The following is a 15,296-nucleotide window of genomic DNA, read 5'->3' as shown; positions in this document are numbered from 1 at the left end:
GTGATATTGGAACTGAAGGTATGTGAGCCTTCAGTTATTTTTTTCATTAGTTACGATGATGGGGAAAATCCATGATTAAAGTTATTCTTCAAATCAAAGGATGGAAAATAGATGTTGGACCTTCCTTTCCCCCCTCGGCTTTTGATAAATCCTTTTTGCTCTAAGCTTTTCAGATGTTTGCTGACCGTTGAAGTAGAAATCCCTAGGTATAAGGCTAATGTTTGTTGGGTTGGAGAAGCATACCCTTTTTCATTGTTATAATGACTGTATATCTCGAAAAGAACTAGTTTCTCCTCTTTTGGAACCCGTATACACCTTCTTACACAATTTGGTGTAATTACATATCCTCTATTAGTACAAACCTGAAAATCAATCTCCTCAGCAAGTGTCATCAAGTAATCCGATATTTTCACTCAATATTTCCTCCTTTGTAGGTGTATTACTTTCCCTATACGACTTGCGGATTTGACGGTTAAGCTTTAAAAAAAAAGAAACCTCCCATAACGGCAGGGGAGATTTACCGAAACAACGGTAAATATTTTTTGTAATAATCAGCATGATAATCTGACAAATGCCACCCGTACTGATTCAGGAACCGAGTAACCTTCGTTAATACTTGATTCCGATGAACGACATCCTTGTGGGTGGATTTGGCGAGGTAATATGCAAGGCCTAGCTTCACTTGCTCCTGTGACAACGTGTCTTTAACGTGAGAGACGAATATTTGGACAAGTTCATCAAGATCAAATCCATGACCAAGCACGTTGTCGCGCCGCATCAAGGATAGAAAAGTATCTAACGGTAACCTTTTCAAGGATTCATTCTCCCTTCTATCGCGGTAGCGGGGGATTGGAGCTCTTGTTCCGCTTTCCATCTGCGCCATTTAAGATACTGGGCCTGAGCGTCATTTTCATCGTAGTCACTTTGAATCATAACGCACATGATTTTCTAAGGGATCGAGGAAGTATAGCCGTAAAGGCAATTTTTTAATCTTTGAAAGGAGACTTTGTTTAATACCGCGAATGCATTATGAGTGAGGCCTGTTTTTTGGATGCATTCTTTAACTGGATGAATCACATATAGTCACACTCCCTATAACTTATCTTATATAGATTAGGCACTTCACGAAAGTGGATAACAGCGAAGTGAAAGATTGTTATTGAAAAAACACATTCATCAAAAAACGCCTAGTTTCGCTATATCATTTGGTATCTATTTTTGGTATGTGGTGTGTATTTTTCATTGCTTTTGCTATGCACCAATACACATCAAATTAGTTAATCTTAGTTTGATTTAGTATAATGGTTATAATTGGAATTTGTAAGAATAGGAGGATATTTTCATGCATTCTAAATTACTCGTTGATGCAACTGATCTAGTTCAGTGGGCAGATAGACGTGACTCACAATCTGTACTCCCCCAGCTTATTCGAAGTTTAATACTTTCAAGTAGCGATCATATTGAAAAAATAAACTTTGCTGCAGGTGAAGGAGTGAGTCTTGGTGGATGGGATGGTATTACTATTGCCGAGGAAAGTGATAGTTTTATACCAAAAGGCACAACAGTGTGGGAAATGGGGGTAAACAGAAGTGTCAAAGGGAAAGCTGATGACGATTACGAGAAACGAAGCAAAAATCCGTTATTTATGATTCCTACAGAAACCACATATGTTTTTATCACACCTAGGCGGTGGAGAGATAAAGATAAATGGACTGAAGAAAGGCAAAAAGAAGGAATTTGGAAGGAAGTTCGTGTTTATGATGCCGATGATCTTGAAACTTGGTTGAGCCAAAATCCTACTGTTCATGTTTGGTTGTCTGTACTGTTAGGTAAGCACCCCCAGAACTGCACTGATCTAGGTAGTTATTGGACAGATTGGTCGGAAGAAACCCAACCTGCTATCTCACCAGAAATGGTATTAGCAGGGCGTGAAAATATTTCAACAGAAATATATCAGTGGCTGAAAAATCCAAATTCTCCACTAAGGCTACAAGCAGAAACACGTGATGAAGCTATAGCTGTGTTTGCTGCCTCTATTAGTCTGCTTCCCTCAATAGAGAAGGATTTTTTTCTATCAAAAGCAATAGTCGTAAATAATTCAGAAGCATGGACTTATCTATCATCATCCCCAAATAACCTTTTACTAATACCTGCTTTTGATTCAGAAGGTTTAAGTCGTGCAATTAGGAATGGCCATCACATCATGATACCTCTGGGGCGTTCCGATAGTTCAACGTCAGACACTTTGATGATGCCGCGCCTTTCCCGTGATAGAGTGACAAAAATCCTAATTGAAAAGGGAATTGATAAAAACCACTCACGTGAACTCGGACTTTTAGCTCGAAGAGGACTTACTACATTCCGTCGACGGACGGCTCTTAGTCCAGAAATAAGGCAGCCCCTATGGGCACGGCCAATTGAGGCACGATCTCTGATTCCGCTATTATTAGCAGGTGCTTGGAATGAAACAAAAGATGGTGATAAAGAGGCTCTCATCGAATTGGCACAAAGTTCTTACAATGATCTTACTGAGTTGCTAGTAAGATGGGCAAATGAATCTGACCCTCCTATCCGTCGTATAGGACACGCGTGGTATATAATTTCAAAAGAAGATGCATGGTCACTCTTGATTCGTTACGTTACCCCAGCGGATATTGAAAAATTTAGAACCGTGGCTCTGAAGGTGCTTAGCACAATTGATCCTAAATTTGATCTGCCTAATGAGAAACAGTGGATAGCGGGGGCGATTGGTCATTCATCTAATTATTCGGGACTTTTCATAAAAAATATAGCAGATACACTAGCGTTTATGGGATCTAAGGAAGACTCTTTTCATCCTGCTTTATCGCTGAGGACTAATGCCTCTAATATTATTTATGAATTATTTAAAAGTTCAAAAGGAAGTTGGCAAGTGTGGTCTACATTATCCTCTGTCCTCCCACTTCTTGCAGAGGCAGCACCAGAACAGTTTCTTCAAGCACTTGAAGACGAAATAATAAATGAGGAGGTAATTATAAAACTATTTAATGACCAAAAAGATGCTATGTTTAGTTCTTCTCCGCATACAGGGCTGCTTTGGGCACTTGAGACACTTGCTTGGAATCCAGAATACCTAAGTAGAGTTTCGATATTATTAGCTAGGCTCTGTAATATAGATCCTGGTGGAAAATTAACTAATAGACCTAAGAATAGTCTTCGTGAAATATTTCTGTCTTGGAATCCGCAAACTTCTGCTTCTATTGACCAGCGGCTTCAAACCCTTGAAGTACTTTTAAAAAGGGAGCCGAAAGTTGCTTGGGATTTGTTATGCAGCTTGCTACCACAGTTTCATGGCGTAGGACACAATACACCCAAGCCAAAATGGAGAGATTGGGCTCCAGATCATAAAAGAGATGTTTTAGTAGCAGAGTACGACAGGGTAACCCATGAGATTGTGAATCTCCTAATAACAGAAGTAGGAGTCTCAGGCGAGCGTTGGGATGAAATCATTAAAGCTCTACCAATGTTACCTTTAGAGGACTTTGAAATTGTTTTAAATGAACTTAATAGACTAGGTGATTTAGACATTGCTTCAGAAGATAAAGGGCAGATTTGGAACTCACTCAGAAAAGAAATATCGAGGCATCGGTCTTTTCCAGATGCAGACTGGGCTTTACCTGAAAAAGTAGTAGACCGAATAGAAGGAGTTTTTCACAAGTTTGAACCAAAAGAACTAGTCCCCCGTTATAGTTGGCTCTTTAGCGATTGGCCTGAGTTGCTAGAGGGACGTGAAGGGGATTGGGAAGAACGTGAGCGAAAACTTCATGAAGTAAGGGCAAATGCATTAATTAATATCTATGAAAGATTTGGAATTAGAGAAGTTATTCATCTACTGAATAATGTAGAGCATCCATTTCAGTTTGGTTCAACGCTTGGAGAAATCCGATTGATTGTAAAGGAAGAGGATAATCTTCTTCTAGACTACTTAGACTCTCCCGATAAGAAGTTTGCTCAGTTCGCTCGTGGATATATTTTAGGTAGTATTAAGTGTCTTGGAAATGATTGGGCAATAGGAATGTTAGAAGTTGCTAAGGATTGGGAGGCGAATAAAAAAGCAGAAATATTGATCTATTTACCTTCTAATGAAGATACTTGGAATTTAGTACAGCAATTAGGTAATGAGGTTGAGGGAAGATACTGGTCATTAATCTCACTGTATTCTATAGATGAGAAAGGCTTAGATAAGGCGGTTGATAAGTATTTACATTACATGTTGCCCTATTCAGCAATTGAATTATTAGCATTGCGTAAAAGCTTTGCCAAACCCAATCAAATAGTGGAGGCCTTGACAAAATCTCTTGCAGTATCACCAAAAGACAATTTTCCATCTAACTCATTTTCTTATCATCTTTCTGAGTTGTTTAAGAAACTTGAGAATTCTCAAGACATTGATGAGGGGAAAATAGCATCTTTGGAATGGGCATACCTCCCTATTCTAGATCGATATGGTCATGCTCCTAAGCTTCTTCATCGTGAACTAGCACGCAACCCTAGTTTTTTTGCAGAAGTAATATCTTTGGTCTATAACGAAGAGAATGAAGAATCGAAAGAACCTACCAATGAGGAGCGTCAGCGTGCATCTCAAGGTTATGACCTATTAAAATCTTGGCGGACAGTACCAAGTTTAAAGGAAGATAACACTGTTGATAAGCAAATGTTGATTGATTGGGTAAGTAATTCTTTACAAGCCACACTTGACTTGGGAAGAGGTACAGTTGGGGCTCAGCATATTGGAGAAGTTTTAAGTGCATCCATTGTTGGGGAAGATGGTGCATGGCCACATGAAGCTGTACGAGATGTTATAGAGCAATTTAGCAATACAAACCTCGAAAGAGGGTTTAATCTAGGCGTATATAACAGTAGGGGGGTTATAAGTAAAAGTACGACTGAGGGAGGAGCACAGGAGAAAAAACTTGCTGAAAGATATAATGCCTACGCAAATATCACTAGTGTACGTTGGCCGCGTACCACCGCAATACTCCGTTCCATTGCTGACGAGTACAGCAGGAAGTCTCAACAGGAAGATATCAGGGCTGAACTAAGAGAAGATTTAGATCACTATTAATTTAACAGGTCTAAGGTTGACTTGGGCCTAAAGGTGAGGGAACATCGTATAGCTTGTTCACACTGAACAGAGCACACACGTTGAGTGCGTGGTAAGGCTATATTTGAAGGTGTAACCAATAAATAAAGTTCTGCTATTTTAAATAAACATCTGCCAAAATCGAAATAAAGTTCTGCTTTTGGCAAGGATAAAGGAAAGAGGGGAAAGGGCGAAAACGAGTCATATCAAGCCTTTTCCCCTATTTTTTTATCAAAACATTATTACGAAAAAAATAAAGTTCTGACAGAAAAAATGAGAAGAAAAAATCGAAAAAAGCCGGATTCGTAGCAAAACTTTATTTACTCAGGCAACGGTGAAATGCGGGTTGGAGGGCTGTTTTTTGTCAGGAGTTTATTTATTCTGTACAGAAGGATGGAAAGTAAGAAGATAGAAGTAAAGCAAAAGGCATCTGCTGAATAATTAGCAGGTGCTTTTTGTTTTACTTGAGTTTAGATTGTTAGAAGTAGAATGATAGTTTAAAATTATTTTAAGTTAAATTGTGGAAAACAATGCTGTTTAGGAGGGGAGCAGATGTTAAACGAGTTTGAGCAATTTTTGATTGATAATAAATTTCTTCCACTTAACAAAGGAGAAAAAAGATGGTGCTCTTTTAAAATCGAGCATAAAGAACCGAAAAATAATAACGAATTAGTAAGCACTAAGAATTATATACGTAATGAAGTGTCAAATAAGAATGGTTTATACATTTATAAGAATTCGATGGGTCAGATATTGTATGTGGGAAAGGCTAAACCATTAATCAACAGGTTATATAGCCATTATAAAGAATCATTTCAGGAAGTACTGGGTGATACGAAAGATAAGAGATGGCATCGTTTTTTTTATTTGTATCAGGGAGAGCTTGAGGTTTATTGGTGTGAATTAGAGGATGAGCATTGCCGACAAATTGTCGAGAAAATGTTAGATGTAGTTTTAAAGCCAATTTTTAATTGGGAAAACCAAAGCATCTCTTTGGGGAAAACGTCTACAACTTTTACTAGTACAAAACTTATAAGCAATACTCAAAATCAGAAAGAAAAATATCAATTTTTAAATCATAGTAATGAATTGATTGATAAGGTTCAAACAATACTTGGAAGTGGATTTCAACCACAATTTAATAAGACGGGAGTAACATTTTTTGGAGTTAAGGGGAGGGTTTTGAAACTGGTAAGTAGCCCTAACAAAATCAAAGTAGAGTTTAATGTTCCGGTTTCAGTGGTATCTGGGTTAACTGTGCTTACTGAAACTGAAGCTAAAGCTAAAAAGATGGGGACTTGTCAGTGGATTTATCAAGGAACAAGTTTAGACATGGTATTAAAGTTGATTGAAGAAGCGGTAAATAATTATTAGGTGATGGCAACTTTCTGGACAAATCAAACCATTGAAGCGTGGAATGAAGCATTGGAAACAGGATACCTTATCGGAAAACCTGAGTATATATGGGGAGAATTTAAAGCGTCTTATCATTGGATGATGGAACAAATGAACAAACGATTACCTTATTACAACGGTGAATATCCGATATGGGTGTGAACAGAAAAATCGGATTTAAGACGGAGCGGACATTTCGAGAAAGGGACGCATGCGGTATCTCTCGAATTGGAGATTCCGGGTGAATGTGTCCTGCTTTCCGACTTTGATGCATGGCATTGTATTCTTAACGATGGTTTCTTAGCTTTGGATGAGAATGAATGGGATGCTTTTTATCGTGGAGAATTAAAAATGACGAAGGAAGAAAGCTGGGAACGGATATTTGATTTTGAATCATTGAAGAAATTCAGTCTATCAACAATTTTACTTAGGATAGAAAATGATAATATATGACTATAAAGTAAATAAGATCTCAATAAATTGGGTTTTTATAGGAGGTTACACTTTGTGAATATAAGAAGTGATTATCCGATTACTATATATTTAAATCAAAAGATTGTATTTGATTTATTAGCTGTAATCCAGGATGGATTTTCGGAAGTAAGAAAATTAGAGACTGGTCATAATACTGAAAATAAATTAACGGCTGATATTAGTGGTGAGATAGGCGCAAGTAATATTTTTAGTTTACTAGGAGTAAAATTACGTTCGGCTTTGACAAGCAATCGTATCTCAGCTGATAAAGAGGTAGTGACCGAAGAAAGAATACACACACCAACATCCTTATTTGCGAAATTACAATCATTTTTAGATGAAAAAAATGTTATAAGATCAGTTAATAGTTATTATGAATTAAGTAAACTTAATACGGGAGATTTTGTTTCTTTTAAAGCAACTCTTAAACAAAATCCTTTAATAAACCTTTTGGATTCATTTGAGCAATTAGGTGTTATGGCAATCAGATTTGAAGAAGGGGGTTCAAAACAAAAGAAAAAATCAGAAGACCAAACTATATTAAAACAAATTAAAACAATGAAAGAAAGTTTACTAGGGCAAGGAGAAATGATGGATCTTGTCTGTTTAATTTCTGATGAGAGTCATATCCAGGCTGTAATACCTGTCTATATGGACTATTTCTTTAATAGGAATATGAATGAGCTAATAGATGGACAATACACTGTCTTTGGAAAAGTGGTGAGTATAATACCGAAAAATTCAGATGAAGCAATAAACCTTTTACGTAATACAAGTTTTAAATTATTTAATCAAAACACATTAGAACAAATGTTTTCACAGATGGAATCCGGTATTCCTGAAGAATTTGATATACCGACTATAAGTACAAGAGTTGAGGGACCTGCGATGTTAATTATCCCGATTGCAATTTATGCATAAAATATCATTTTATTGAATAGGAGGGTATGCGTTTTGCAATATCCTCTATAAAGAGAAAGGATATGTAATTTTTGAACAAAAACTACACAATTTTTATAGAGCAATGGAATGATATCTTGTCTAAAATACATGGGATTGGTGGAAAGATAAAAGACCTTTCTGTTGATAGTCCCGCAACACTAGAAGAAATTAATGATATTGAATACAAACTAGGTTTCTCACTTCCTGAGGATTTTAAAGATTTATTATTAAATTTTTCGAAGGCGGTATATTTTCGCTGGTCTCTTCCTGATGAAGTTAATGTACCTGATGAATTTAGTGAGATTTTTTCTGGGGAATTAGGATGGAACTTAGAATGGATTGAAGATTTAACTTCTAGTTCCATTGAAATGGAGAATGAGGAATATGGACAAGGACTGAAAAATAAACTTCAGTTTTTTTATGTGGGTAATGGCGATATTTTAGCATTTGATATGAGTTCCGATGGAAATAAAAAAAGTGTTGTTTATTGGAGCCATGAAGAAGATGAAGTGGTTCTGGTAGCGGATAGCTTTTTATCGTTTATCGAGAAACTAACAGATTTATATTGTGTTGGTGCGGAAATTTGGCAATACGAACCCTTTATGAATTCCAATGGACTTAATCCTACTAATGAAGCATCTATTAGGTGGAAAAGCTGGCTCAAATTATTAACAGAGGTGAAGAAGGAAGATATTTCAAATGATTTGGAGCAAGTGATTGAGTATGTATTGAACCACGGTAAACTAGAGAAGGAAATGTTTGAACAATACAGCCAGAATGAAATATTTGAAAGAGTAAAAATATGTTTAAAAAAAGAAGATAGGCATCGTAAAAGAACAGCTTGCAAAATTATTGGAGAAGTATTAGGTGAGTTTGCATCTGATTGGGTTATTGAACTTTGGAAAGACAACAATCTTATAGAGGAAGAACTTCGCTCATATCTTACTGTGCATGTTGTGTAGCGGAAGATAAAGGATTAGAGCTTGTATATTCGTATCTAGAAGGTCACACAAACGCAGACGTCGCGAGAAATCTCTGTCATTTCCGTTCTAATAAAGTTATTTCATGGATGGAAAAACATGTACGTTTTCCTGTAACAGAAGGTTGGGATGACCTTTTTGCCGTATCTAAACCGACTTGGGATGATATCATGAGATGGATTCATTTAGAAGATAGACATAGAACTACGATTATACATGCTTTGAAACAGATGGTAGATACAAGTCCGTACTTTCCTTATGGAAAAGAGCAGAAAAAAATTATCCATGCTCCCTCGAAAAATGAAGTTGTTAAAATACTAAATGAGTTGAAGGAGACGCAAGTATTGAACAACAAGAAAAGAATACTTGAGGAGGTTATAGTAAAAATCGATGTGCTTCTGTAGGATAGGTCATGTTCATTTCTTTACTATGTATCCGTAAAATAAAATCAGTAAATAGGAAAAAAATAATTTTTCCCAGAAAGATAAGATTGTTCCCTGGAGCATGGATAAAAGCAGGCTATAACACCTGGTTTCATCCGTGCTTTTTCTTTTAGCAGGAAAAAAAAGCTCTTCTATCTGTAAGACTTGTAGCCAATCAATGTGTACGATATAGACTTCACAGGCATGACGGTACCCGACACGCAAGTGCTCACGTCATTGACTGTGAAAATGGAACAGACAAAATACGTATGCGCTGATCATAAGTTCTGACTTAGGGGAGCATTACTTAGTGTCAAATATGGATTGGTATATTTCTGTAATTATGGACATTTATCTTCATTCCAATGGCTGATAAACTTCCATAATAATACTTCAATACAATAGGAGTGATAACAATGGATGGAGTGCGTTACAAGATAAGAGAAGTGTTGGACAAGAGCAAGATTGAGACATTTCTGCGGCGAGCTCGAATTGGACATCTTGGAATGGTCGATGGTCATCTGCCGTATGTTGTTCCGCTCAATTTTGTTTGGACAAATGGGAAGCTTTATTTCCATGGAGCCACCGGTGGGAGACGAAATCAGGTTATGGATGCGAATCCGGAGGTCTGTTTTACGGTTTGTGAAGAATATGGAACGATTACTGATCCGGTGCCAGCCAAGACGGACACAGCATATATGAGTGTAATGATTTTTGGCAAGGCACAGCCCATCGTCGATCTGGATGAAGCTACACACATGTTGCAAGAAATGATTTATAAGTATGTCCCTGGTTACTATAATCGGCCGTTACCCCAGCAGCACGTAGATAAATATCGATCAGCAGTATTCGGTGGTCCGGTTCAGGTGTACCGAATTGATCCATATCATATCACTGCGAAAGAAAATCCGATTGAAGAAGAAAAAATGTTCAAACCTGGAAAAACCGTGTAAGTAGAGTCTCTCTGAAATTATCGAATTTAAAAAATGAATGCTGCCGTTACTTATGCGGCAGCATTTGCATTATTTCCTCTGGAGGGTAGGAGACATGGGACATCTAGTCGCAGAGAATCTCAAAACTGTGAGACAGCAGATGGAGTTGGCTTGCCAAGCCTCAGGGCGCAAGATAGAGGACGTGAAATTATTGTTGGCGACCAAAACCGTACCGCTCGAAAAATTACAAATGGCTATACAAGCGGGTGAGACTCTATTTGGGGAAAACAAAGCGCAAGAACTGCGGGGGAAATTTCCACTTATGCAGCAATATAATCAAGTGGAATGGCATTTTATCGGACATCTGCAAACGAATAAAGTGAAGGACGTTGTCAAATATGTTACGCTCATTCATTCTGTGGATCGTTTGAAGTTGGGGCAGGCTCTGCACCATCAGCTCGTCAAAGAGAACAAGACCATGGATATTCTGGTACAAATCAACACGTCCTACGAAGAAAGCAAATTTGGCGCTTCTCCGGAAACGGCGCTGGAGTTGGTGGAACAATTGTCCCAGTTCGAAACGTTAAACGTGAAAGGCTTAATGACGATTGGAAAACTGAATGCTACAAACGACGAGACCCGGCACTGCTTCCGATTATTAAAATGTATTCAAACACAGATTAGGGAGAAAAAGTTTCCGCGTGTAGAAATGGATATCCTTTCGATGGGCATGTCCGGTGATTTCGAGGTGGCCATCGAAGAAGGAGCTACCATCATCCGCGTAGGGACAAGTGTATTTGGTCCACGTTACTTGCCGGACAGCTACTACTGGAACGAAAACGCGCGCCAGGACGATTAGGAGAGAGATAGATCAGGCGCGTAGCGTGCCAGAAAGTGGTGGTTATATTGGAGAGAAGTTATTTATTCCCAACCTACAACAAATTCCCGCTCACACTGGTGAAAGGAAATAAAACGACACTGTGGGATGATGAAGGGAAATCGTATTTGGACTTTATGACTGGCCTCGCCGTTTGTAATCTGGGTCACGTCCCAGAAAGGGTAAAGATGCGAATTCAGGAACAACTAGAGCAAGTATGGCATGTATCCAATTTGTTTCATATCCCGACGCAGGAAGAGCTTGCCGAAAAACTTGTGACAATCAGCTGTGCTGATCTCGTTTTTTTCTGTAATAGCGGCGCCGAAGCAAACGAAGCAGCCATCAAATGTGCTCGCAGGTATCACCAACGTGTGCTGGGGAATGAACGATACGAGATCATTACGTTTGAACAATCGTTCCATGGTCGTACACTCGCTACCTTGACAGCTACGGGACAAGAGAAGGTCAAGGATGGTTGTCTTCCGCTTCCGGAAGGGTTTGTGCATGCGCGCTTTAATGATATTCAGAGTGTAAGAAGCAGGATCACGCAGAAAACAGCTGCTATCATGCTGGAGCTGGTACAGGGAGAGAGCGGTGTTCATCTTGCCGAACCAAAATTCGTGCTTGATCTAGCTACGTTATGCAAGGGAAAAGGAATTCTCCTGATTGTCGATGAAGTGCAAACCGGAATAGGGAGAACGGGGAGTATGTTTGCCTATGAGCATTATGGGATCGAACCGGATATCATCACGCTGGCTAAGGGATTAGCTAGCGGTTTGCCAATCGGGGCCATGATGGGAAAGGAAAAACTTAGGGATGCCTTTTCAGTCGGTAGCCATGCTTCCACGTTTGGCGGTTCACCTCTTCCCACGGCAGCCGGGCTTGCGACCATTGAAATGTTGATGGAGGACGGATTGTTTGAACGAGCAAAAAAAGCGGGGATGTATGCCCTAGACAAGCTGGGAAATGATTTAAAAACTTATCCTGTCATTCGTACCGTTCGAGGGTTAGGATTGCTCATTGGCATTGAGTTTACGGAACCTGTTGCGCCAATTATTCAGAAATTACATCAGAACGGACTGCTTGTCTTGCCGGGAGGAACCCACGTCATCCGGTTTATGCCAAGCTTATACGTAACCAACGATGAAATAGATCAGGCGATCGACATACTAGGTCATGTGCTGAGGGAACTGGATGGCAGCACGAATTGAGCTGCAATCAAGGGCAAACTCGGACGGGGATACTTGTACTATAAAAGCATCCCCGCCAGACGATAAATGCCTTCTTCAATGGCAGTTTCATCTACTTTAGCAAACCCCAGTACCCATCCTTTACGATCGCTTTCCAAACAATATGTGCTAAGCGGATAAACACGGATGCCTTTTTCGAGCGCTAGGTGCGTCACGGCTTCTTCGTCAAACGATTTATCAGCCTCAAGAAGCATATGTAACCCCGTTTCTACGCCGCTTAGTGTGAAGTGTTCGCTCAGACTTGTCATGATAATAGCCTTCGTCATGGCTTCGTGTCTGCGCCGATATACATTTCGAACTCGTCTCATATGGCGCATAAAATGACCGTGTTCGATAAAATGAGTAAGCGTTAATTGCTCCATAATTGGAAGATGACGATAGGTTAATTCTTGGACTTGGGCAAGCTGACGAATGGCCTCTTTTGGACCAATGATTGCTGATATCCGAATACCAGGCGCAACCATTTTGGAAAAACTCATCATATACAACGTGTTCTGAGGTCGCTGACTGAACAAGGTTGGAAGTGGGTCACCGCGATATCGAAATTCGCTGTCGTAATCATCCTCAACAATCCAGAACCGCTGCTCAGCAGCCATGTGCAACAATTGTTGCCTGCGAGGTTCCGACATAATAACTCCAACCGCACACTGGTGCGATGGCGTAACAAACACAAGTTTGGATTGAGGGTGAATGCGGTCTACGCATAGCCCGTACTCATCGACCGGAACGGGAACAACTTGCATACGTCGATACTTCATCGCCATCCAGGCAGCAGGGAAGCCGGGATCTTCAACCGAAACCGTTTCTCCTTCATGTAAAAGAGCTTGGGCGATCAAATCGAGGCTATGTTGTGCGCCTGAGGTTAATATGATTTGATCGATACTCACATGAACGCCCCGTTCAAGTGACAAATAACGTTGAATCTGTTTTCGTAGCGGCAGGAATCCATAGGCATCGCCGTAAGCCCAACTGTCCAAGTCCGTTTCTGTGGAGGCTTGTAAAAACGATTGTCGCCAATTTTTTTGAAAACGTTCGTCCAAATAAGGCTCATGGGGACTGAAATCGATCTCTATTTTTCGATTTTCTTTGTCTCCGAACCAACTGTGCAAATGACCGACTGCAGCGTTTAATAAAGGCAATTCGGGGGGGACAAGTCCTTGGGTCGTAGCATCCTCTGAAGGACGAGTCGCATATGTACATTCGCTAACTCTTGTCCCGCCGCGACGAGAGGTTACGGTGTACCCGCGGCTGAATAACTCCTCGTAAACAATCTGTATGGTTGAGCGGGAAACGCCAATCAATAGAGCGAGTTCGCGGGATGGGAGCAGCAATTCGCCTGGCGGCCATTTTCCGGTTGTAATATTATGGATCGCTTGGTCCAGAAGTTGCTGCCAGATGGGACGTTTGTCATCTCGGTTTACTTTTAGCATTCATTCACCTCGAGTGTTTCTACCGTGATTATGGATTGCTCTAACTTCTGATTTATGGATATTTAATAACAATCCATTAATTGGTATATTATCATGGCAATCGTTGCTTTTGCAACACGACAGAATGTGACAAACGAAATATGCAGACAGAAAGGAAGATGTTCATGAAATATTTGGAACAACAAGACAAAGCAGTGGCCAACGCTATTCGGCAAGAACTTACACGGCAGCGGGATAAAATAGAACTGATTGCATCGGAGAATTTTGTAAGCCGGGCTGTTATGGAAGCTACGGGTACGGTACTGACTAACAAATACGCTGAAGGGTATCCGGGAAGAAGATATTATGGCGGATGTGAGTATGTCGATATGATCGAGGAGCTTGCCATTCACCGTGCCAAAGAGCTTTTTGGTGCTGAACATGTCAATGTGCAGCCTCACTCCGGCGCACAGGCGAATATGGCAGTCTATTTTGCTTCAGTCAAGCCTGGTGACACGATTCTGGGCATGAATTTATCACATGGCGGCCATCTTACACACGGGAGTCCGGTGAATTTTTCCGGAAGACTTTACAATTTTGTGCCTTATGGTGTCGATGAACAAACGGGGCGCATTGACTTTGACCAAGTGCGAAAGCTCGCTCATAAGCATCTTCCGCACATGATCGTTGCTGGCGCCAGCGCCTATCCACGAACGATCGAATTTGAGTTGTTCGCCCAAATTGCGGCCGAAGTTGGGGCCATTTTCTTTGTGGATATGGCACATATTGCAGGAATTGTCGCGGCAGGTTTGCATCCTAACCCGGTGCCGCACGCGCACTTTGTTACGACGACAACGCATAAAACGTTGCGAGGACCAAGAGGCGGTGTCATCATGTGCCGTGAACCATGGGCGCAAGCCATTGATAAAGCGATATTCCCTGGGTCACAAGGCGGCCCGCTCATGCATGTCATCGCGGCAAAAGCGGTTGCGCTAGGCGAGGCATTGCAACCGGATTTCAAAACGTATATGAAAAAAACTCTTGAAAATGCTAACGTATTGGCGGAAACACTAATGAGTGAAGGGTTAACCGTTGTATCGGGAGGAACAGATAATCATATTGTATTGGTTGATTTGCGCCCGATTGGACTTACGGGCAAAGAAGCTGAAACAATACTCGATGAAGTGGGGATTACGGCTAATAAAAATGCTATTCCTCATGATACGGCAAGCCCGTTAGTAACGAGTGGCATTCGTTTTGGGACCCCTGCTATGACATCTAGAGGATTAGGACCCAAGGAAATGAAAGAAATTGCCCGGCTTATTGGGATTGCCTTTAAAAATCCCCGGAGTTCGACGGTTAAAGATCAAATATTGGGAAGTGTACGTGAGATTACGTCCCAATTTCCTTTATATAGAGGGCTTTACTAGTCTGATAGCACGTAAATTCGTTTCATTTACCACTAAGCCGACGAGATTCAGGTATTTGCCCTG

Annotated in this window: 12 protein-coding genes and 1 pseudogene; 10 read left to right on the top strand and 3 right to left on the bottom strand. The window is 40.3% G+C overall.

The genetic code is table 11. The annotated features are described in order from the left end of the window. Positions 1-50: 50 nt before the first annotated feature. Positions 51-413 (bottom strand): helix-turn-helix domain-containing protein, encoded by a 363-nt coding sequence (locus PO771_RS11370; RefSeq protein ID WP_272559787.1) that lies wholly within the window; start codon positions 411-413, stop codon positions 51-53. 104 nt (positions 414-517) lie between these two features. Continuing rightward, positions 518-814, bottom strand: a complete 297-nt coding sequence (locus tag PO771_RS11365) for a hypothetical protein (protein WP_272559786.1) — start codon at positions 812-814, stop codon at positions 518-520. A gap of 528 nt (positions 815-1,342) precedes the next feature. Here PO771_RS11365 and PO771_RS11360 point away from each other — a divergent pair. The 9 genes and pseudogenes from PO771_RS11360 to PO771_RS11320 all read left to right on the top strand — a co-directional run bounded on the left by PO771_RS11360 (position 1,343) and on the right by PO771_RS11320 (position 12,355). Further along, positions 1,343-5,104, top strand: a complete 3,762-nt coding sequence (locus tag PO771_RS11360; protein WP_272559785.1) for a hypothetical protein — start codon at positions 1,343-1,345, stop codon at positions 5,102-5,104. Positions 5,105-5,674: 570 nt separating this feature from the next. Then, positions 5,675-6,496 (top strand): GIY-YIG nuclease family protein, encoded by an 822-nt coding sequence (locus PO771_RS11355; RefSeq protein WP_272559784.1) that lies wholly within the window; start codon positions 5,675-5,677, stop codon positions 6,494-6,496. A 3-nt stretch (positions 6,497-6,499) separates the two neighbouring features. Then, positions 6,500-6,970, top strand: a pseudogene (locus tag PO771_RS11350) (DUF3841 domain-containing protein). A gap of 54 nt (positions 6,971-7,024) precedes the next feature. After that, a complete protein-coding gene (locus tag PO771_RS11345; protein ID WP_272559783.1) occupies positions 7,025-7,912 on the top strand; it encodes a DUF6414 family protein in 888 nt (295 codons plus the stop codon). A gap of 71 nt (positions 7,913-7,983) precedes the next feature. Beyond that, positions 7,984-8,895: an SMI1/KNR4 family protein gene (locus PO771_RS11340; protein WP_272559782.1), complete on the top strand. Its 912-nt coding sequence runs from the start codon at positions 7,984-7,986 to the stop codon at positions 8,893-8,895. Between the two features lie 107 nt (positions 8,896-9,002). Next, positions 9,003-9,317: a hypothetical protein gene (locus PO771_RS11335; RefSeq protein WP_272559781.1), complete on the top strand. Its 315-nt coding sequence runs from the start codon at positions 9,003-9,005 to the stop codon at positions 9,315-9,317. 434 nt (positions 9,318-9,751) lie between these two features. Beyond that, positions 9,752-10,288, top strand: a complete 537-nt coding sequence (locus tag PO771_RS11330; RefSeq protein ID WP_272559780.1) for a pyridoxamine 5'-phosphate oxidase family protein — start codon at positions 9,752-9,754, stop codon at positions 10,286-10,288. Between the two features lie 94 nt (positions 10,289-10,382). Then, a complete protein-coding gene (locus PO771_RS11325) occupies positions 10,383-11,126 on the top strand; it encodes a YggS family pyridoxal phosphate-dependent enzyme (RefSeq protein WP_272559779.1) in 744 nt (247 codons plus the stop codon). 38 nt (positions 11,127-11,164) lie between these two features. Next, the gene (locus PO771_RS11320; RefSeq protein ID WP_422665004.1) at positions 11,165-12,355 is read left to right on the top strand and encodes an acetylornithine transaminase; all 1,191 of its coding nucleotides are present in this window, start codon (positions 11,165-11,167) and stop codon (positions 12,353-12,355) included. Positions 12,356-12,393: 38 nt separating this feature from the next. On the opposite strand, the gene pdxR is transcribed toward PO771_RS11320, so the two are convergent. Next, entirely contained in the window at positions 12,394-13,824 is a 1,431-nt protein-coding gene (gene pdxR, locus PO771_RS11315; protein ID WP_272559777.1) for a MocR-like pyridoxine biosynthesis transcription factor PdxR, read from the bottom strand. A 164-nt stretch (positions 13,825-13,988) separates the two neighbouring features. On the opposite strand from pdxR, the gene PO771_RS11310 reads away from it, so the two are divergent. After that, positions 13,989-15,233, top strand: coding sequence for a serine hydroxymethyltransferase (locus PO771_RS11310; RefSeq protein ID WP_272559776.1), 1,245 nt, complete (start codon positions 13,989-13,991; stop codon positions 15,231-15,233). Positions 15,234-15,296: the final 63 nt, after the last annotated feature.

The sequence above is a fragment of the Aneurinibacillus uraniidurans genome (assembly GCF_028471905.1).
Lineage (GTDB): Bacteria > Bacillota > Bacilli > Aneurinibacillales > Aneurinibacillaceae > Aneurinibacillus > Aneurinibacillus uraniidurans.
Note: the sequence above shows the minus strand (reverse complement) of the source record. Positions and strands in the feature narration are given on the sequence as shown.